General features: G+C 74.8%; 11 protein-coding genes and 1 tRNA gene. 2 read left to right on the top strand and 10 right to left on the bottom strand.

What is annotated here, in order from left to right:
* Positions 1 to 169: 169 nt before the first annotated feature.
* Positions 170 to 1,279, bottom strand: a complete 1,110-nt coding sequence (locus ACZ63H_RS15605) for a DUF2786 domain-containing protein (protein WP_469865195.1) — start codon at positions 1,277 to 1,279, stop codon at positions 170 to 172.
* Between the two features lie 233 nt (positions 1,280 to 1,512).
* On the opposite strand from ACZ63H_RS15605, the gene ACZ63H_RS15600 reads away from it, so the two are divergent.
* Both ACZ63H_RS15600 and ACZ63H_RS15595 read left to right on the top strand, forming a co-directional pair.
* Positions 1,513 to 2,259: a Clp protease N-terminal domain-containing protein gene (locus ACZ63H_RS15600; protein WP_469865193.1), complete on the top strand. Its 747-nt coding sequence runs from the start codon at positions 1,513 to 1,515 to the stop codon at positions 2,257 to 2,259.
* 49 nt (positions 2,260 to 2,308) lie between these two features.
* Positions 2,309 to 3,997 carry a bifunctional 3'-5' exonuclease/DNA polymerase gene (locus tag ACZ63H_RS15595; protein ID WP_469865191.1) on the top strand — a complete coding sequence of 563 codons (1,689 nt, stop codon included), beginning with the start codon at positions 2,309 to 2,311 and terminating at the stop codon, positions 3,995 to 3,997.
* Between the two features lie 55 nt (positions 3,998 to 4,052).
* Here the strand turns inward: ACZ63H_RS15595 and ACZ63H_RS15590 are convergent, their stop codons facing one another.
* The 9 genes from ACZ63H_RS15590 to ACZ63H_RS15550 form a co-directional block, all read right to left on the bottom strand.
* Positions 4,053 to 7,292: an AfsR/SARP family transcriptional regulator gene (locus ACZ63H_RS15590; protein ID WP_469865189.1), complete on the bottom strand. Its 3,240-nt coding sequence runs from the start codon at positions 7,290 to 7,292 to the stop codon at positions 4,053 to 4,055.
* Between the two features lie 541 nt (positions 7,293 to 7,833).
* Positions 7,834 to 7,910 (bottom strand) — tRNA-Thr (locus ACZ63H_RS15585).
* A 108-nt stretch (positions 7,911 to 8,018) separates the two neighbouring features.
* Positions 8,019 to 9,656: an alpha/beta hydrolase gene (locus tag ACZ63H_RS15580; protein WP_469865187.1), complete on the bottom strand. Its 1,638-nt coding sequence runs from the start codon at positions 9,654 to 9,656 to the stop codon at positions 8,019 to 8,021.
* A gap of 75 nt (positions 9,657 to 9,731) precedes the next feature.
* Entirely contained in the window at positions 9,732 to 10,937 is a 1,206-nt protein-coding gene (locus tag ACZ63H_RS15575; RefSeq protein ID WP_469865185.1) for a DNA polymerase III subunit delta', read from the bottom strand.
* 289 nt (positions 10,938 to 11,226) lie between these two features.
* Positions 11,227 to 14,658 (bottom strand): dTMP kinase, encoded by a 3,432-nt coding sequence (gene tmk, locus ACZ63H_RS15570; protein ID WP_469865183.1) that lies wholly within the window; start codon positions 14,656 to 14,658, stop codon positions 11,227 to 11,229.
* Between the two features lie 132 nt (positions 14,659 to 14,790).
* Positions 14,791 to 17,634, bottom strand: coding sequence for a type I DNA topoisomerase (topA, locus tag ACZ63H_RS15565; protein ID WP_469865181.1), 2,844 nt, complete (start codon positions 17,632 to 17,634; stop codon positions 14,791 to 14,793).
* A gap of 257 nt (positions 17,635 to 17,891) precedes the next feature.
* Complete coding sequence (locus tag ACZ63H_RS15560; RefSeq protein WP_469865179.1) at positions 17,892 to 18,089, bottom strand: hypothetical protein; 198 nt, start codon at positions 18,087 to 18,089, stop codon at positions 17,892 to 17,894.
* A 321-nt stretch (positions 18,090 to 18,410) separates the two neighbouring features.
* Entirely contained in the window at positions 18,411 to 19,931 is a 1,521-nt protein-coding gene (locus tag ACZ63H_RS15555; RefSeq protein ID WP_469865177.1) for a DUF7059 domain-containing protein, read from the bottom strand.
* Positions 19,932 to 19,992: 61 nt separating this feature from the next.
* Positions 19,993 to 20,604: a small secreted protein gene (locus tag ACZ63H_RS15550; RefSeq protein WP_469865175.1), complete on the bottom strand. Its 612-nt coding sequence runs from the start codon at positions 20,602 to 20,604 to the stop codon at positions 19,993 to 19,995.
* Positions 20,605 to 20,837: the final 233 nt, after the last annotated feature.

Raw genomic sequence — 20,837 nt, 5'->3', positions numbered from 1 at the left:
TACGGGCGGGCCGGCGACGAGGCCGGGCCGGCGGGGTTCCGGCGCGGTACCGGGGTCCGGCGCGGCACCGGCGAGATCCGGTGCGACACCGACGCCCGGTGCCGCACCGCCGGGGTCCGGCGCGGCACCGGGGTCCGCACGACACCGGGGCCGGCCGCGGCACCGGGGCTCACTCCAGCCGGGGGCGGGCCCTGACCTGGGCCCGGTCCGCCGCCCGGGCGCCCTCGGTCCAGCCCGCCGCGTCGCCGACACCCCGCAGCCGGGTCGTCGTGGTCTCCGGGAACATGTGCTCCAGCCGGCCGGTGACGGCTATCGCGCGCGTGGCCAGCACCGGCAGCAGGTCCCGGGTCACCTGGGTCTCGGCGGCCGCCGCGAGCCGGTCGCCCACGCGGTGCGCGTAGGCCGCGAGGAACGACTGCCGGAAGGTCTTGGTCCGCTTGCGTCCGCCGGCCCGCTGGGCCGCTTCCGCCTTGGTCATCGCGTGCGTGGCCTGCACCAGCAGCGAGGTGTAGAGGAGTTCGACGGCCTCCAGGTCCGCCTCGAAGCCGACGACCGTGGAGAAGCCGAGCGGTTCGTTCCACACCGCGCGGCAGTGGTTGGCCGTGGCCACCGCGTCCAGCAGGACCGCCTTGGCCTGTTCGTACGGCGGCTCGACCCCGATCCGGCAGGCTCCCGGCGCGTCCGGCGCGGGCGCCTCGGCGGCGAGCAGCGCCTCGTCGACGCTGTGCCGGGCCATCAGCTCCTGCGCCTTGGCGCTGAGTGCCTCCGCCTCCTCGGGATAGCCGGTCGCCTCGGCCTTGGCGAGCAGCGCGCGGATGCGGGTGAGCATGCGGGAGGCGGCCGGGCCGGGGGTGCGGCGGGGCTCGTCCTCCAGGGGCTCCAGGGCGGGCAGGCGCAGCAGCAGGCGGTACAGCTCCAGGACGGCCGTGGCGTGCGAGAAGCGGTCGGCGGTGCCGTCCGGACCGGCGGGCAGCGCGGCCAGCTGGCCGGTCCAGCGGCGCCCGCGCGGACGGTCCCGCCCGGCCTGCGCCCGGATCAGCCCGGCGGCGAGGCGGACGTGCGGGTCCGCCAGCTCGCGCCGCACCAGCCGCACGACGTCGGCGGGCTGCCAGCCGCGCCTCCAGGCCGCCGCCACGAATTCCTCGCCGCGCCGAGCGAGTTCGGCGTCGCTCCCCGGGTCGGCGGCGAGCAGGGAGGCGCCCGTGTCGAGCCCGGTGTCGGTGTCGTCGTAGAGGGCGGCCCGGAAGGCCCGCTCGACGGTGCTGGCGGTACTGGTCACAGGCTCGATCGTGCCACGCGCCACCGACAGCGGGGGACGGCCGTCCACAGCCTGTGGACAACTCCGCCGACGGCACGGCCCCGGCCGGGCGGTCCGGGCCGCTCCGGCAGGACGGCGTTCGCCGGAGCCACCGTACGGCCACGGCGACCCCCGGGCAGACCTGTTCCCGACGCGAAGACGTGACTGACAACCAACGGTTGACGCTCTCGGAGAGGCAACCTACGGTTGACGCTATGGCGACCAACCCAAAACCCACGGCCCCCGTGCGCCTCGACGACCTCATCGAGGCCATCAAGAAGGTCCATCACGAGCCCCTCGACCAGCTCCAGGACGCGGTGATCGCCGCCGATCACCTCGGTGACGTGGCCGACCACCTGATCGGGCACTTCGTCGACCAGGCCCGCCGCTCGGGAGCGTCCTGGACCGACATCGGCCGCAGCATGGGCGTGACCCGGCAGGCGGCGCAGAAGCGGTTCGTGCCCAAGGAGTCCGCCGACCTCGACCCCGGCCAGGGATTCAGCCGTTACACCCCCCGCGCGCGGAACGTGGTCATGGCCGCGCACAACGAGGCGGTGGCCGCCCGCAACACCGAGGGCCGCCCGGAGCACCTGCTCCTCGGCCTGCTGTCCGAGCCCGGGGCCCTGGCCGCGCAGGCGATCACCGCGCAGGGCGTGCTCCTGGACTCCGTACGCCAGGCCGCGACCGCCGCGCTGCCGCCGGCCGCGGACGACGCCCCCGACCTCGTCCCCTACGGGCCCGCCGCCAAGAAGGTCCTGGAACTCACCTTCCGCGAGGCCCTCCGGCTCGGTCACAACTACATCGGCACCGAGCACATCCTGCTGGCCCTGCTGGAGCACGAGAACGGGCACGGCGTCCTCAGCGGCCTCGGCATCACCAAGCCCGCCGTCGAGGCGGAGGTGGGCAGGATGCTGGCCCTGCTGCTGGAGAACACCTCCGAACCGGGCGGCTCGCAGGGGTAGATCCGCAGGTCACGGCCGATTGTCAGACCCGCCTGCCACACTCGCGGACATGACGGACCGGTGGGCTCTCGCCCCGGCCGAGGACGGAGGCGTGGACGTCGCCCCCCTCGGCCCGGACGGGCTGCCCGCCGGACCGGTGCGGCGGGAGAGCGATCTCGCCGGGGCGGTGCGGAGCCGCCCGGAGGTGACGCGCTGGGTGTGGCGGTCGACCGCCGAGGTCTACCCGCGCCTGCTCGCCACGGGGGTGCGAGTGGAGCGGTGCTACGACATCGAGGACGCCGAGACACTCCTGCTGGGCCACGAGGGCCGGTACGGCGAGCCACGCTCGGCCGCCGCCGCCCTGGCCCGCCTCCGCGGCGGCCCCGTCCCGCCCGACCCGCCGCAGCGCGCGGCCGAGCCCGGCGCCCAGTCCCCCTTGTTCGAGCCCGCCGGCCTGCGCCTGCCCCTGCCGGACCTGCTCGCGGTCTACGCCGACCAGCAGCGCCGCCACCAGCGGGCCGCCCACCCCGACCGGATGCGGCTGCTGACCGCGGCCGAGTCGGCGGGCATGCTGGTGGCCGCCGAGATGAACCGCTCCGGCCTGCCGTGGAGCGCCGGGGTCCACCGCGAACTGCTGCACGAACTGCTCGGCGAGCGGTACGCGGGCGGCGGTGAGCCCCGTCGCCTCGCCGAGCTGGCCGACGAGGTGTCCGCCGCCTTCGGCCGCCGGGTGCGGCCGGACCTGCCCGCCGATGTGGTCAGGGCCTTCGCGCAGGCCGGGATCAAGGTGAAGTCCACCCGCCGCTGGGAGCTCAGGACCGTCGACCACCCGGCCGTCGCGCCCCTGCTGGAGTACAAGAAGCTGTACCGCATCTGGGTGGCGCACGGCTGGTCCTGGCTCCAGGACTGGGTGCGCGACGGCCGCTTCCGCCCCGAGTTCCTGGCCGGCGGCACGGTCACCGGGCGCTGGGTGACCAACGGCGGGGGCGGGCTGCAGATCCCCAAGGTGATCCGCCGGGCCGTGGTCGCCGACCCCGGCTGGCGGCTGGTGGTGGCCGACGCCGACCAGATGGAACCGCGCGTACTGGCCGCGATCTCCCGCGACCCCGGCCTGATGGAGGTGGCCGGCCGCGACAGCGACCTCTACCAGTCCGTCTCCGACCGCGCCTTCTCCGGCGACCGCGAGCAGGCCAAACTCGCCGTGCTCGGCGCGGTGTACGGCCAGACCTCCGGCGACGGCCTGAAGAACCTCGCCGCGCTGCGCCGCCGCTTCCCGAAGGCCGTCGCCTACGTCGACGAGGCCGCCCGCGCGGGCGAGGAGGGCCGGCTCGTACGCACCTGGCTGGGCCGCACCTGTCCGCCGGCCGCCGGTTCCGGCGAGGACACGGCCCAGGAGGCGGGCATCCCGGTCGGCGAGGAGGAACCGGAGGCCCAGTCCGGCTGGGTCCCCGGGTACGCCTCGACGAACGCCCGCGCGCGGGGCCGCTTCGCCCGCAACTTCGTCGTCCAGGGCAGCGCCGCCGACTGGGCCCTGCTCCTGCTCGCCGCGCTGCGCCGCGCCCTCGCGGACATGGCGGCCGAGCTGGTCTTCTTCCAGCACGACGAGGTGATCGTGCACTGCCCCGCGCAGGAGGCCGACGCGGTCGTGCGCGCCATCCGCGACTCCGCCGCCCTGGCCGGCCGGCTGACGTTCGGCGACACCCCGGTGCGGTTTCCGTTCACCACGGCGGTGGTCGAGTGCTACGCCGACGCCAAGTGAGCGGGTCCCCCCCCCGTCCCTCGGGCACCTCCCGGCCGCCGCTCGACGGCCCACTTCACCCGGCTTCGCCGGGAGCCTCGCCGCCCAGCAGCTCCCGCAGTTCCGCCAGGACCGCCTGTTCGTCCGTGCCCTCCAGCGCCTCCCGCGCCGCGCGCCAGGCGTCGTACGCCTCCGTCCGCCGCCCCCGCTCCCGCAGCAGGAGCCCGTGCTGGTGCAGGGCCAGCCCGCCCGTGTAGCGGTCGGCGCGGGCGTCGGCCCGGCGCAGCAGCTCGGCGCACTCGTCGGCCGCCCGTCCGGTCTGCCCGAGCTGCCGCAGCGCGCGGACCAGGCCGAGCCGGGTCTGGGCCTCGCCGTGCCAGTCGCCGTGGTCGCCGAGGATGCGCAGGCTCTCCTCGAAGTGCCGGGCGGCGGCCTCCGGTTCGCCGAGGGTGAGATGGGCGTAGCCGATGTTGCAGTGCGCCGAGTGCCGCACGATGACGGCGCCGATCCGGTCCCCGATCGCCAGCGAGCGCCGGTGCTGCTCGATGGCGGCGCGCGGGTCGGTGTGCTCGTAGAGGTTGCCGAGGTGGCTGCGGGTGACGGCCTCGCCGTAGGGATCGTTCAGCAGCCGCGAGTAGACGAGGCTCCGGCGCAGCGCCTCCCCCGACTCCGCGAACCGCCCGAGCCCCTCCAGCAGCAGCCCCCGGTTGTTCAGGCAGCGCCGGATCCGGGAGACCATGCCGAGCCGCCCCCAGATCTCCAGGGCCTGGTCGGTGAGGGTGAGGGAATCGTTCTGCCGGCCCGTCAGGAAGTGCAGGGCGGCGAGGTCGCACAGCGCGTACGCCTCGGCGGCCGGATCCTCGAGCCACCGCGCCGCCCGGAGCCCGGCCCGCCCGAGCACCTCCATCTCGGCGACCCGGCCGCTGCGCTGCACATAGGGCAGCAGCAGCCGCGTGAGCACCGAGAGGTGCGCGGCGGTGCGCGGATCACCGGTGTCCGCGTTCCGCGCCACCAGCGCGACGACGTTCTCCAGTTCCACCTCGCCCCAGGCGAACGCCTCCTCGGCCGACTCGAAGGGCGCGAGGGCGGCCACGTCCGCCGCGTGCCCGGCGGGCTGGGCGGCGGTCGGCCGCCGCCGGTCGTCCTGGTCGACGCCGGGCCCCGTGATCGCCGTCAGCACCCGCTCGGCCACGGCCGCGAACCAGCGCAGGGCGACGAGATCGGCGGTGTCCGGGGGCGAGTGCGCGTCCGGGGCGGTGGCCCGCGCGTCGGCGTCGGCCAGCTCGCGGGCGAAGTCGCGGACGAGGTCGTGGGGCGCGTACCGGCCGTACGCCGTCTCCTCCAGCAGGGCGACGTCGACCAGGCGGTCCAGGGCGGCCTCGGCGCGCCGCTCGTCGGTGCCGGTGAGGCGGGCGACCAGCGGGGCGCCGTAGGTGGGCAGGTCGAGCGCGCCGATCCGGCGCAGGGCGAGGGCCGCGTCCCGGTCGGCCTCGCGGTCGGCGGCGGCCAGCGCGTCGTGGGCGACGGCCAGGGAGCGGCGGACGCTCAGATCGTCGTACTCCAGGTGGTGCAGTCGGCTGCCGGTGTCGGCGAGCTGCCCGGCCAGGACGTCCGGGGTGAGGGGGCGGCGGGCGGCGAGCCGGGCGGCGACCACGCGCAGCGCCAGCGGGAGCCGGCCGGTCAGCTCGACCAGCGGATGGCCGGCGTCCAGCCCCGCGCGTCCGCTCACCGCGCGCAGCAGGGCCGCGCTGTCCTCACCGGTCAGCGGGGAGAGCGGGAAGCGCCGGGCGCCGTCGAGGGCGGTGAGCGGCGAGCGGCTGGTGACGATCACCGCGCAGCCGGGTCCGGCGGGGAGCAGCGGCCGCACCTGGGCCGCGTTCGCCGCGTCGTCCAGTACCAGCAGGAGGCGGGCGGGGGCGAGCAGCGAGCGGAGCAACGCGGCGGCGGCGTCCGGGTGTTCGGGGATGTTCCGGGGGCCGACGCCGAGGTCGCGCAGCAGCGCGGTGAGCGCCTGGCCGGCGGTGAGCGGGGTCATGCCGGGGGTGGCGCCGTGTAGATGGACGTAGAGCTGGCCGTCGGTGAAGCGTTCCCGCAGCTCGTGGGCCACGTGCAGGGCCAGGGCGCTCTTGCCGACCCCGGCCATGCCGCTGATCACCGCGACGCCGGGGCCCGGGGCGGACGGCGCGGTCAGCGCGTGGCGCAGCTCGCGCCGTACGTCCGCCCGCCCGGTGAAGTGGGCCGGCGGGGCGGGCAGCTGGGCCGGACGCGGGGTCTGCGGGACGGGCGGCGCGGCGTCGTCGCGCGGGGAGCCGGCGGCCGCGGGTTCGGCGGCGGGGCTGCCGGCCGGGCGGGCGGGCGTGGACGCGGGGAGGGTGGTGCCGGGCGACGCGACCGAGGCGGGGCCGGGGACCGGGTGATCGTCGGCACCGCCACCCGTGGAGGGAGCGCTGTCGTCACCGGTACCCGGCTCCCCGCTCGTCCGGCCCTCCGGCCGGTCGTCGCCACGCGCCTCGCCGTCGCGGCCGCGGAGCACCTCGACATGCGCCTCGCGGACCGCCGGGCCGGGTTCGATGCCGAGTTCCTCCACCAGGCGGGCGCGCAGATCGCGGTGGACGGCGAGGGCCTCGGCCTGGCGCCCGGTGCGGTGCAGGGCGAGCATCAGCTGACGGTGGTATGCCTCGCGCAGCGGATGCTCGGCGACCAGCGCGGACAGCTCGGGCACCAGGGCGGCCAGGCGGGCGCCGCCGAGGGCGAGTTCGGCGTCGTAGCGCCACTCCAGCAGGAGCAGCCGGGCCTGCTCCAGACGCTGTGCGAAGGCGTAGCCGCCGATGTCGGCGGGGAGCCCGCCGAGCGGGGCGCCGCGCCACAGCGCGAGCGCGCCGGAGCAGGCCCGCAGGACGCCCGGCCAGTCCCGCCGGGCGTGCGCGGCGCGCGCCTCGGCGACCCGGGCGTCGAAGACGTGCACGTCCAGCTCGCCGTGGTCGACCCGCAGCACGTAGCCCGGTGGTACGGCCCGGAGCCGCTCGGGATCGTCCAGGAGCCGGCGCAGCCGGGTGACGTGGTTGTGCAGGGATGCCCGCGCGGAGACGGGCGGCGCGCCGCCCCACAGCGCGTCCTTCAGCACCTCGACCGACACGACCCGGCCGGGCTCCAGCAGCAGCGCCGCGAGCAGGGCACGCACCTTGGGGCTGCCGATGGACCGGACGTGCCCGTCGCCCGGGGCTCCGGCAGCGATGTCGTACGGCGCTCCGTACGACGGTCGGTCGTAGAGGACCGGCGGTCCCAGCAGTCCGAAGCGCAGCTCGCACCGCCGCATCACGCCGCTCCACAGCCTTCCCGCACGGTCGGGGCCGACCGCGCTCCGCGGCGGGTGTGTGCCCGCCGTCGCCTGGCGGAAACCCGCCCTGTCCACAACGGCTTCCCGCCACTCGTCGCCCACTGAACGGCCGCCGGAATCCACCCTTCCGAGGGTCTTTTCCCGCTATCGAAAGGCCACTTCCGGCCAGCCGCCCGGCGGCCCGCTGACGAACCGTTGGCCACATGTTAGCGATCCGTTGGCGAATCCTGATGTGATCATTCCATCGGATCTGGCTCGACGGCGCGCGCGTATGTCGCGTAACTCGGGGGAGTGTCGCCGCAGGCCGGATCCGGGGACGACAAGGGCCCCGGCCGGCGGAGGTGAACGACCGGGGCCCCGTCCCGCCTTTCCCTGACACCGCGCTCACGCGCCCCTGCCGGCCGGACCCTCCCGCCGCGCCCCCCACCAGACCCACAGGCCCCATCCGGCGCCACCGGGACGCCGCGCCCCCTGAACGACAAAACCCCAGGTCAGACGACGTCTGCCCTGGGGTTTCCAGTGGAGCCGCTTTCGGGATTCGAACCCGAGACCTACGCATTACGAGTGCGTTGCTCTGGCCATCTGAGCTAAAGCGGCGTGCTGCTCGCACCATGGTGCGATCGGCAACGTCGGTAAGTCTACACAGTTTCCCGGGGTGCTTCGTACCCACCCCGGAGCGGGGGCTTCCGGGGTGGGTGGCAGGGGCTATGAGCAGCGCTTTCCGGCGGGTGGCGGGGTGCCTCGGAGGAGGTAGGTGTCGATCGCCGTGTCGATGCAGCCGCTGCCCCGCCCGTACGCCGTGTGGCCGTCGCCGTCGTACGTCAGCAGCCGGGCCGAGGAGAGCTGTCCGGCCAGGGACCGCGCCCAGCGGTAGGGCGTCGCCGGGTCGCGGACGGTGCCGACCACCACGATCGGCGCCGCTCCCCTCGCCTCGATGCGGTGCGGCTCGCCCGTGGCCCGCACCGGCCAGTACGCGCAGTTCAGGGAGGCCCAGGCGAGGCCCGGACCGAAGACCGGGGACGCCTTCTCGAACGCGGGCAGCGCCTCCTCCACCTCCTCGGGACCCGAGAACGCCGCGGGCAGGTCCAGGCAGTTCACCGCCGCGTTGGCCATCATCAGGTTGCTGTAGCGCCCTTCGGCGTCCCGCTCGTAGTAGCTGTCCGAGAGGGACAGCAGACCCGCGCCGTCGTGGTCCTCCATCGCCGAGGTCAGCGCCTCGCGCAACTGCCCCCAGGACCCCTCGTCGTACATCGCCGCGATCACCCCGGTCGTGGCCAGCGCCTCCCCCAGCCTGCGGCCGTCCGCGTCGCCCGTCGGCAGCGGCCGGGCGTCCAGTTCCCGGAAGAACGCCCGCAGGCGCTCGCCGACCCGCGCGGGCGTCGTGCCCCGGCCGCCGAGCGGGCAGTCGGCGTGCCGCACGCAGTCCTTCGCGAACGCCTGGAACGCCGTCTCGAAGCCCGCCGTCTGGTCCAGGTTCAGCCTGCGGGCGTCCAGGGACGGGTCCATCGCGCCGTCCAGCACCATCCGGCCGACCCGCTCCGGGAACAGCCCCGCGTACGTCGCCCCGAGGAACGTGCCGTACGACGCCCCGACGTAGTTCAGCCTCCGGTCGCCGAGCACCGACCGCAGGATGTCCATGTCCCGTGCCGCCTCCACCGTCGAGACGTGCCGCAGCAGGCGCGCCGAGTGGGCCCCGCAGCTCTCCGCGAACCTCCGGTCCGCCGCGACCAGCGCGTCCCGCTCCCTCTGGTCGTCGGGTGTCGGGTCCGTCTGCGTGTAGGTGTCCATCCGCCGCCCGTCGAGGCACTTCACGGGCTCGCTGCGGGCGACGCCCCGCGGGTCCATCGCCACCATGTCGTAGCGGGCGCGGACCTTGGCCGGGTAGCCGAGGGCCGCGTACTGCTGGAGGTACGCCACCGCCGAGCCGCCCGGGCCCCCCGGGTTGACCAGCAGCGAGCCGAGCCGCCCCGTCGTGCCGGTGGCCTTCTTGCGGGCGACGGCGAGCCGGACGGTGCCCGCCTCGGGGCGGGCGTAGTCCAGCGGGGCCTTGATCGTCGCGCACTCGAACCCGGGGAGACCGCACGCGCGCCAGCGCGGCCGTTGGCTGTAGTACGGCGTCAGCGCCGCCGGGGTCGAACGCGGCAGCGCGGCGAGCGCGGCCTGCACCGTCCCCGCGGCCGACGTGGCCGGGTTCCCGGGGGAACAGGCGGACACCAGCAGCGCGCCGGCCGCGAGGAGGGTGGCCGTGAGCCGGGCCGCCGTCCGCGAGCGGACGCCCCGGATCCGGTGGGCACGGCCGGAACCGCGGGGACCGCGGGGAGGGGGAGAATGCCTGGTTCGCATCAGGCGAGCGTAACGCCGGGCGACCAATCAGGCGCGGCGCGTAGTGAATGTGCCCCCTACGGGGGACACTTCCCCTCACCCCGCCCGCAGGGCCATCGTCATCGCCTCCACCGCCAGCAGCGGGGCCACGTTGCGGTCCAGCGCCTCGCGGCACGCCGAGATCGCCTCGATGCGGCGGAGCGTGGACTCGGGGGTGCTGCCGCGCGCCAGCCGGTCCAGGGCGTCCTCGGCGTCGGCGTTGGCGATCGCCACACGCGTGCCGAGCTGGAGGGCGAGGACGTCGCGGTAGAAGGCGGTGAGGTCGCCGAGGGCCACGTCCAGGCTGTCGCGCTGCGTCCGGGTCCTGCGGCGCTTCTGCATGTCCTCCAGGTCCTTCATCACCCCCGCCGTCCCGCGCGGCATCCGGCCGCCCTGGGCCGCGCCTAGCGCCGCCTTCAGTTCCTCGGTCTCCTTGCCGTCCATCTCCTCGGCAAGCTGCTTGGCGTCCTCCGCCGCCGCGTCGACCAGTTCCTGGGCGGCCTTGAGGCACGCGCCCACCTCACCGAGCCGCAGCGGCAGCCTCAGCACGGCGGCGCGGCGCTCGCGGGCCGCCGGGTCGGTGGCCAGCCGGCGGGCCCGGTCGACATGGCCCTGGGTGGCGCGGGCGACGGACGCGGCGACCTCGGGCTCGATGCCGTCGCGCCGTACGAGCATGTCGGCGACCGCGTCGACGGACGGTGTGCGCAGGTTCAGGTGGCGGCACCGGGAACGGATGGTGGGCAGGACGTCCTCGATGGAGGGGGCGCACAGCAGCCACACCGTGCGCGGGGCGGGCTCCTCGACGGCCTTGAGGACGGCGTTGGCCGACTTCTCGTTCAACCGCTCGGCGTCCTCGACCAGGATGATCTGCCAGCGGCCGTTCGCCGGGGCGGTGAACGACTTGCGGACCGTGTCCCGCATGTCCTTGACCAGGATTTCGGAGCCGACCGCGGCGACCGTCGTGACGTCCGCGTGGGTGCCGAGCAGCGCCGTGTGGCAGCCGTCGCAGAAGCCGCAGCCGGGGGCGCCGCCCAGGGCCCGGTCGGGGCTCACGCACTGCAGGGCGGCGGCGAAGGCCCTGGCCGCCTGGTTCCGGCCGGCGCCGGGCGGGCCCGTGAACAGCCAGGCGTGGGTCATCTTCGACGCCTCCGGCGGCGGCTGCTCCGCCGTGGCGGCCGTGACGAGGGCGTCGGCGTCCCGCGCGGCCGCGTCGAGCACCGCGCTCACCTTCTCCTGCCCGACGAGGTCGTCCCACACGGTCATGGGTCACGCCGCCCTTCCGTCACACTCCGCGTTCCGGGATCCATTGTGCGGGTGCGCACTGACAACGGGAGACGACCCGGGTCGCGGGCGTGCGGGGAGCCCCCTGCCCCCTGCCCCCCGGGGCGGCGGGGAGGCGATCGGGCCCCGACGTGCCGACCGGCGCCCGGCGGTGACGGCCGGGGACCGGCGGAGGCGGCCCGGACTCGAGCGGCGCGACCGGCCGGTGCGGCGCCCTGGTCGGTCAGCCGAGCCCCGCCGGCCTCCTCAAGCCCCTCGGCCCCTCAGCCCCTCAGCCGCGCCGGCCCTTCCCCCGGCCCCGGCCCCGGCTGCCCGGCTGCCCGTCCTCGCCCCCGTCGCCGTACTCCCGCTCGGCGTAGCCGCTCTCGTCGTACGACCCGAGCAGTTCGTCGGCCAGCGACGGCAGGTCGTCCAGCGGGGTCTCCTCGGCCCAGTCGGAGCGCGGACGGCGGGGGGTGCCGTCGGCGTCGAGCCGGGGCATCTCCCGCGTGCGGGGCTCGGAACCGTCGGGTCCCGCGGCGGGTCGCTCGTCCCGGAAGAAGCCGGGCGGCACCCGGTCCGCCGGGTCGTCGCCCCGCACGGGCGGCAGCACGGCCGTCTCGTCCCCGGCGCCCGGGCCCGGCGCCGGCGACCCGGCCCGGCCGTCGGCGGACACCGGTGGCAGCACGGCCGTCTCGTCCGCCGCGCCGGAAGGCACCTGCGGCAGCACCGCCGTCTCCTCCCCCGGCCCGGAGGGCACCGGCGGCTGCGGCAGCTCGGCGGTCACCTCGGAGTCCGGGAAGGGGTCCCGGGCGTCACCGGCGAAGCGGTCGCGCACCGGTCGCAGCACCGTCGTGTCGTCCGTGGCCGGGCCGTCCGCGGGGCGTTCCGTCCCGCCCGGGGTCCGCGCGTCCGGCGACACCGCCGGCGTCGGAACGGTCTCGTCGACGGCCGAAGCGCCGCCGAAGGTGCGCCCGGCGTCCTCGGTGTTCCGGGCCGTGCCCGGTGCCGTGGGCAGGGACGCGCCGGGCCTGCGGGCCGCCGCGTCGGCCGCCGCCGCGGCCTCGGCGGCCTGCCGGCGGGCCTCCTCGGCGCGGAGCAGCGCCTCCTCGGCCTTGCGCTGCGCCTCCAGACGCCGCGCCTCCTCCTCGGCACGCAGCTTCGCCTGACGGGCCTCTTCCTCCGCCCGCAGCCGGGCCTGACGGGCCTCTTCCTCGGCGCGCAGCCGGGCCTCCTCCTCGGCCTGCTTGCGGCGCCGCTCCTCCTCGGCCTTGCGGCGGGCCTCCTCCTCGGCGCGCGCCTTCTCCTCGGCGAGCAGCCGCTGCCGCTCCTCCTCCGCGCGCCGGCGCGCTTCCTCGGCCCGCTGCCGGGCCTCCTCCGCCTGCCGCTCGGCCTCGCGCCGCTGCGCCTCCTCCAGCTCGCGCCGCTTGCGCTCCTCCTCCTCGGCGCGCAGGCGGGCCAGCTGCTCCTGGCGCTCGCGCTCCAGGCGCTCCTCCTCGGCCTTGCGGGCGGCCTCTTCCTCGGCCTTGCGGCGGGCCTCCTCCTCGGCCTTGCGGCGCGCCTCCTCCTGGGCCTTGATCTCGGCCTCGGACAGCGGCAGCACGATGTCCAGCCGGTGCCGGATCACGGTGGTGACGGCCTCGGGCTCCTGCCCGGCGTCCACCACCAGATAGCGGCCGGGGTCGGACGCGGCCAGCGTGAGGAAACCGGCCCGCACGCGCGCGTGGAACTCGGCCGGCTCGGACTCCAGCCGGTCCGGTGCCTCGGTGAACCGCTCGCGGGCGGTCTCCGGGGAGACGTCCAGCAGCACGGTGAGGTGCGGGACCAGTCCGTCGGTGGCCCAGCGGTTGATGCGGGCGACCTCGGTCGGGGACAGGTCGCGGCCGGCGCCCTGGTAGGCGACGGAGGAGTCGATGTAGCGGTCGGAGATGACCACCGCGCCGCGCTCCAGGGCGGGCCGTACGACCGTGTCGACGTGCTCGGCGCGGTCGGCGGCGTACAGCAGTGCCTCCGCGCGGTGCGACAGGCCCGCCGAGGACACGTCCAGCAGGATGGAGCGCAGCCGCTTGCCCACCGGGGTGGCGCCGGGTTCGCGGGTGACCACGACCTCGTGGCCCTTGGCTCGGATCCACTCGGCGAGCGCCTCGGCCTGGGTGGACTTGCCGGCGCCGTCACCGCCCTCCAGGGCGATGAAGAAGCCGTTGGCCGCCGGTGCCGTGACCGGGTCGTCGCCGCCGAGCAGCGCGTCCTTCAGGTCCTGGCGCAGCGGTACGCCGGAGCGGTCGTCGACCTTCGCGAGCACCAGCGCGGCCACCGGCAGCAGCAGCGCGCCGACCAGCATCAGCGTGAAGGCCGCGCCGCCGTGCGCGAAGACGAACTTGCCGTTCTCCAGCCGGTGCGGGCCGATCAGCGCCGCGAACAGCGGTGCGATCAGGACGCCGAGCGCTATGAAGACGCGGACCACGGCGTGCAGGTGCTCGGTGGTGCGCGCCCGGCGGAAGTCCTCGGTCTCCTGGTCGAGCAGGGTGTGCCCGGTGTTCGCGGCGACGCCCGCGGCGGCACCGGCCAGCGTGACGATCAGCAGGACGGTGGTGACGTCCGGGACCAGTCCGGCGGCCAGCAGCGCGATGCCGGTGACGGCGATCGCCAGGGCCAGCAGACGGCGGCGGGACAGGGAGGGCAGCAGCGCGGGGGCGGTCCGGATGCCGACGGCGACGCCGCCGGTCAGGCCCAGCACCAGCAGCCCGTAGAGGACCGGGCCGCCGCCCAGGTCCTTGGCGTGCAGCACGCACACCGAGACGGCCGCGGCGATCGCCCCGGCGACCCCGGCGCAGGCCGGGACCAGCAGCGGGGTGGCGCCCGTGCGGCCCTTGTCGACGCCGGTGCCGGTGCGCGGCCGGCGCAGGCCCTCCAGCGGGGACCGCGCGCGGGGGGTGTGGGTGCCGGGCACCTCCAGGGAGGTCAGCACGGACAGCGAGGCGGCGAACAGGCCCGCCGCCACGTACGACGCGAGGGCCGCCTGATGCTGGTCGAACCAGGCCACGCCCGTGCCCAGCAGGTTGTTCAGCAGGGCGGCGCCGACCAGGACGGCGGCGGCCAGCGGGACGGTCAGGAAGGTGGTGCGCAGCGCCAGGCGGCGCAGGGCGTCCAGGTGGTCCGGCAGCGGCCGCACGGTCGCGCCCTCCGGGGGCGGGGCCGGCAGCAGGGCCGGGGCGGCGCTCTCCCGGCACACCGTCCACAGCCGCTCGGCGACGCCGGTCACGAAGGCGGTGACCAGCAGGACGGCGAGCGCGTCGCCCGGGATCCAGGCGATCCACAGGGGCGCGACGATCAGCAGCGCGGCCCGCACGCCGTCGGCGCCGACCATGGTCCAGCGCCGGTCGAGCGGGCCCTCCTGGGCGGTGAGCGTGGTCAGCGGGCCGAGGAGGACGGCACCGAAGAGCAGCGTGGCGAGGACGCGCGCGCCGAAGACCGTCGCCACTGCGAACGCCACGCCTCGGTAGCCACCGCCGAAGGCGCCCTCTGCGATCGCCGCCTGGAGGACCAGGACGACGAGGACGAGAAGGGACAGGGTGTCGCCGACCCCGCTGACCAGCTGCGCGCTCCACAAGCGCCTCAACTGCGGTCGGCGCAGCAGGGAACGGACGGCGCGCTCGCGGGAGTCCGCGACCAGGGCGTCGTCCGGGGCTGTGGGGTGGGCCGTTGGCTGCTCGGCTCGCGTCATGCGTTCAGCCTATCCGCAGCCGCTGACACCACACCTCGCGCGTCCGCGCACGCGTCCGCCCCGGCACCACGCGGGCACCGGGGCGGACGTTCGTTTCGCGAAGCGCCGAGCGAAGAAGCCGGGATCCTCCGCTCAGTCCTCCGACCCGGAAGCCGTCGCCTTGGAGGCGGCCGTCTTCTTCGTGGCCGTCTTCTTGGCGGTCGTCTTCTTCGCGGTCGTCTTCTTCGCCGTCGTCTTCTTGGCGGCCGTCTTCTTGGCGGCGGTCTTCTTCGCCGGGGCGGTCTTCTTGGCCGCCGCCTTCTTCGCGGTCTTCTTGGCCGGGGCCTTCGCGCGCTTCTCGGCGAGCAGCTCGAAACCACGCTCAGGAGTGATCGCCTCGACGCTGTCGCCGGAACGGAGGGTCGCGTTCGTCTCGCCGTCGGTGACGTACGGGCCGAAGCGGCCGTCCTTGACGACGACCGGCTTGCCGGAGACCGGGTCCTCGCCCAGTTCCTTCAGCGGCGGCTTGGCGGCGGCCCGGCCCCGCTGCTTGGGCTGGGCGTAGATCGCCTGGGCCTCTTCCAGCGTGATCGTGAAGAGCTGTTCCTCAGACTGGAGCGAACGCGAGTCCGTGCCCTTCTTCAGGTACGGGCCGTAGCGGCCGTTCTGCGCGGTGATCTCCACGCCGTCGGCGTCCGTGCCGACGACCCGCGGCAGCGACATCAGCTTCAGCGCGTCCTCGAGCGTCACCGTGTCGAGCGACATGGACTTGAACAGCGACGCCGTCCGCGGCTTGACCGCGTTCTTGCCCGTCTTCGGGGTGCCCTCGGGCAGGATCTCCGTGACGTACGGGCCGTAGCGGCCGGCCTTGGCGACGATCTGGTGGCCCGTCTCCGGGTCGGTGCCCAGCTCGAAGTCGCCGCTCGGCTTGGCCAGCAGTTCCTCGGCCAGCTCGACGGTCAGCTCGTCCGGGGCCAGGTCGTCCGGGATGTCGGCGCGCTGGTGCTCCTCGGTGTCCTTCTCGCCGCGCTCGATGTACGGGCCGTAGCGGCCGACGCGGAGCACGATGCCGTTGCCCACCGGGAACGAGGAGACCTCGCGGGCGTCGATCGCGCCCAGGTCGGTCACCAGTTCCTTGAGGCCGCCGAGGTGGTCCCCGTCGCCGTTGCCCGCCTCGGCCGCGCTGCCGACGCCGTCCCGGCCCTCGCCGAAGTAGAAGCGCTTCAGCCACGGCACGGCCTTCGCCTCACCGGCGGCGATCCGGTCGAGGTCGTCCTCCATCTTGGCGGTGAAGTCGTAGTCGACGAGCCGCCCGAAGTGCTTCTCCAGGAGGTTGACCACGGCGAAGGACAGGAAGGACGGCACCAGGGCCGTGCCCTTCTTGAAAACGTAGCCGCGGTCCAGGATCGTGCCGATGATCGAGGCGTAGGTCGACGGGCGGCCGATCTCGCGCTCTTCCAGCTCCTTGACCAGGCTGGCCTCGGTGTACCGGGCCGGGGGCTTGGTCGCGTGGCCGTCGACCGTGATGTCCTCGGCGGACAGCGCGTCGCCCTCGGCGACCTGCGGCAGCCGGCGCTCGCGGTCGTCCAGCTCGGCGTTCGGGTCGTCGGCGCCCTCGACGTAGGCCTTCAGGAAGCCGTGGAAGGTGATCGTCTTGCCGGACGCGCTGAACTCGGCGTCCCGGCCGTCGGCGGACGTGCCACCGATCTTCACCGTGACGCTGTTCCCGGTCGCGTCCTTCATCTGGGAGGCGACGGTCCGCTTCCAGATCAGTTCGTACAGCTTGAACTGGTCGCCGGTCAGGCCGGTCTCCGCGGGCGTGCGGAAACGATCACCCGAGGGGCGGATGGCCTCGTGGGCCTCCTGCGCGTTCTTGACCTTGGCGGCGTACGTGCGCGGCTGCGGCGGCAGGTAGTCGGCGCCGTACAGCTGCGTGACCTGGGCGCGGGCCGCGGAGATCGCGGTGTCGCTCAGCGTCGTGGAGTCCGTACGCATGTACGTGATGTAGCCGTTCTCGTACAGCTTCTGCGCGATCTGCATCGTCGCCTTGGCGCCGAAGCCGAGCTTGCGGCTGGCCTCCTGCTGGAGTGTCGTCGTACGGAACGGGGCGTACGGCGAGCGGCGGTACGGCTTGGACTCGACGGACCGGACGGAGAAGCGGGTGTTCTCCAGGGCGGCGGCGAGGCCGCGGGCGGTCGCCTCGTCGAGGTGGAGGGTGCCGGCGCTCTTGAGCCGGCCCACGGAGTCGAAGTCGCGGCCCTGCGCGACCCGCCTGCCGTCGACGCTCTGGAGGCGGGCGACCAGCGACGACGGGTCCGACGTGTCTCCCGCGCGGCCGGTGGCGAAGGTGCCCGTCAGGTCCCAGTACTCGGCGGAACGGAAGGCGATGCGCTCGCGTTCCCGCTCCACGACGAGTCGCGTGGCGACGGACTGCACGCGGCCGGCCGACAGCCGGGGCATGACCTTCTTCCACAGGACCGGCGAGACCTCGTAGCCGTAGAGGCGGTCGAGGATGCGGCGGGTCTCCTGGGCGTCGACCAGCTTCTGGTTGAGCTGGCGCGGGTTGGCGACGGCCGCGCGGATCGCGTCCTTGGTGATCTCGTGGAACACCATCCGCTTGACGGGGATCTTCGGCTTCAGGACCTCCTGGAGGTGCCAGGCGATCGCCTCGCCCTCCCGGTCCTCATCGGTGGCGAGGAACAGCTCGTCGGAGTCCTTCAGCAGGTCCTTGAGCTTCTTGACCTGGGCCTTCTTGTCGGCGTTGACGACATAGATCGGCTGGAAGTCGTGTTCTACGTCCACACCGAGGCGACGGACCTCGCCGGTGTACTTCTCGGGTACCTCCGCGGCACCGTTGGGAAGGTCGCGGATGTGCCCGACGCTCGCCTCGACGATGTAACCGGGGCCGAGGTAACCCTTGATCGTCTTCGCCTTGGCAGGCGACTCGACGATGACGAGTCGGCGACCGCCGTGTGCGGTCTCGCTGGTCGGGGACAACTTCGCTCTTCTCTCCGGTCGACGCTGGGGCCTCCCCAGGCCTTGGTCCCGGGGTTCGCGGCGTACTGCTGGCTCGTGTGACGCTGCGGAGTGTGACGCTACATCCCGCCCCCGTGTCAAACGGGAAAAGCCCACAACGGCCACTCGAACGGTAACCCGACTACCGGCATTCCTGCCGCCCGGACTGCCCGGCCGCCCGCGCGGCCCTGTCCGGAGCGTAGCGCTCCCCTTACCCGGCGGAGCGGTCTCGAACGGGCTCAGAGCCGGGTCAGGCAGTACCCGCCGAGGGTCAGGGCGGCGGTCGCGGCCACGCCCGCGAAGGCGGTGGATGCGACCCGGCTCACACCGAGGGCCACCGGTTCGCGGCGTCGCAGCCGCCTTCCGGTCCAGGCCAGCAGACCGGCTCCGAACAGGGCGAACACCACTCCCGCGAAGATCGCCGGCCCACTCTCCATCGCCCGCCCCCCTCTTGCCCGCCACCGGTTCCGCCCGGCGCGGGGAGCGTGGCACGCACGGGAGACGGGCGGGCGACATCGGGGTGAACGGAAGGCCGACACCAAATCGCACATACGAACGAACGAGAAGGTCCGGGCCCGTCGGCCATATTTTTCCGGCCGTTTTCCGGAGACGGACCCGGCAACGAGGCTCCCGCGGTCCTCCCCGGCCCCGCGCTCATGGTGCAAGGCGGTGGCACGCGGCCGGGCCATGACGATCCGGCCGCGCCCGCGACGCCCCGGGCACCGGGAGCCGGGGGCGGCAGCCCCCTGACGGCCCGCTCAGCCCGCCGGCTCCAGGAAGCCCTGTTCCACCAGCAGCCGGATCTGGGCGGGGGTGCGGTCGCGGAGCAGCACCGCGTCCTCGCCGACGAGCTGGGCGATGGCGTCCAGGATGCGGCCCGCGCTCAGCGTGCCGTCGCACACGCCCGCGAACCCGGCGCCGACCGTGTCCACCTTCGTCGCCCGCCGCATCCCCCGGTGCTGGCGCAGCACCACGTGCTCCGGGTCCTCGGCGCCGGGCAGCCCGACCTGCTCCTGGACCACTTCGGGGGCGAGCCTGAAGTGGCTGTCCAGCAGTGCCGCGTCATCGTGGGCCCGGAGGTAGTCGAGCCGGTCGAAGTGCGCGCGGATCGTCTCGCCGAGCGGCTGCTCGACCGGGTGCGGCCACTCCTCCACGGTGACGACGGGCTCGGCGGAGCCGGTCCTGCGCAGGGTGATCCAGCCGAAGCCGACCGCCCTGACCTTGCGCGCCTCGAACTCGTCGAGCCAGGCGTCGTAGCGCGCCTGGTACTCCGCCGGATCTCCGTGGTGGTCGCCGGCGTCCCGCAGCCACAGCTCGGCGTACTGCGTGACGTCCTGCACCTCGCGCTGCACGATCCAGGCGTCGCACCCGCGCGGCACCCAGGACCTGAGCCTGTCCTGCCAGTCCTCCCCCGCCACGTGCTGCCAGTTCGCGAGGAACTGCGCGAACCCGCCTTCGTTCAGCCGTTCCCCCGCCTGCTGGACGAGCGAGCGGCACAGGTCGTCCCCGCCCATGCCGCCGTCCCGGTACGTCAGCCGGGCCCCCGGGGAGATCACGAACGGCGGGTTGGAGACGATCAGGTCGAAGGTCTCGTCGTCCCGGACCGGCTCGAAGAGCGAGCCCTCGCGCAGATCGGCGGCGGGCGCCCCGGACAGCGCCAGCGTGAGCGCCGTGATGTGCAGCGCGCGCGGGTTGAGGTCGGTCGCCGTCACGCGCGTGGCGTGCCGGGCGGCGTGCAGCGCCTGGATGCCGGAGCCGGTGCCGAGGTCCAGGGCGGAGGCGACGGGCGTGCGCACGGTGATGCCGGCGAGGGTCGTGGAGGCGCCGCCGACCCCGAGGACGACGCCCTCCTCGCGCTGCCCGATGCCGCCGGCCCCGCCGACCGCGCAGCCCAGGTCGGAGACGATGAACCAGTCCTCGCCACCGGGACCGCCGTAGGGGCGCACGTCCACGGTCGCGGCCACCTCGTCGCCGCCCACGCGCCGCAGCCAGCCGGCCTCCAGTGCCTCCTGGACCGGCAGCACGGCCGTCACGCGCGCGTGCGGCACCGGCTGCTGGAGCAGGAACAGCCGTACGAGCGTCTCCAGCGGCGTGTCGCCGCGGGTCGCCCGCAGGGCGGGCACGGTCTCGCTGCGGGCCAGTGCCGCGTACGCGGCGGCACCGAGCAGGTCGAGCAACCCGTCGGCGGTGAAGGAGGCGGCCAGCAGCGCGTCCCTCAGGCGCGCGGCGGTGTCGGGCCGGTCGACGGCGGGCAGGGAAGCGGGTCCGGTGTCAGTCACGCCCCCATTGTGGCCCGCGACGGCCCGCCGGAGCGGACCCCGCGCGGGCCGTTCCCCGACGTCAGCCGGTCGTCGCCGGGGCCGTGGAGTGCGCCGTCGCGGACGCGGCGACCTTGCAGCTGGGCTGCTCGGCCATGGCCTCCTTGACCTCGCCCTGCTCCAGCCGCTTCAGCGCCTCGGTGCCGTCGTCGCCCTGCTTGCCGACCTCCTTGGTCTGGCCGGCGACCTCCTTGAGGCCCTTGGCGAACTTGCCCTGGTCCTTGGTGTCGAGCCCCTCGACCGTCTTCTTCAGGCCGGTGTACGACGTGGAGAGGCCGGCGAGGTTGCCGGCCGCGTCCTTCTGGAGCTTGGCGCCGCCGTCGATCCCGGGGGGTGCTCCGGCGCTGTTCAGGGCGTCCGCGAGGGCCTTGTAGCCGTCGGCGAGGTTCTGGAAGGCCTCGACGTACGTCTTCTGGGCGTCCTTGGGCGGAAGGTTGCCGTCCGTGGCGATGGACGCGATCGAGGCGTTGGCCGACTTGATCCTGGCGCTCTGCGCGGGCACGGCGTCGCAGACCGTCTTGGCCCAGGACACCAGCTTGGGGTCGGGCCCCTTGTCACCGCCGCCGCCGCATCCCGTCACCGCCACCGCCAGTACCGCACCGCTGGACAGCGCGGCCGCGAGCTTCTTGTTCACCGGATTGGTCCCTTCCATGGCTCTCGGCCCCCGGAATCTACACGGCGGACGGCCGCACCCCCGCCACCGGACGAGTGATCAGTCGGATTTTGTGACCTTTTGCCCCCTGGGAGAGAAGGCTCACGACGTGGCCGAGCGCACACGAGGAGGCGGGGGGGGGGGGGGGGGGGGGGGGGGGGGGGGGGGGCGGGGGGGGGGGGGGGGGGGGGGGGGGGGGAGAAAAGGTACGGGTG

The sequence above is a fragment of the Streptomyces sp. NPDC104831 genome, from assembly GCF_055583025.1.
This window is presented reverse-complemented; position numbering and strand designations above follow the sequence as displayed.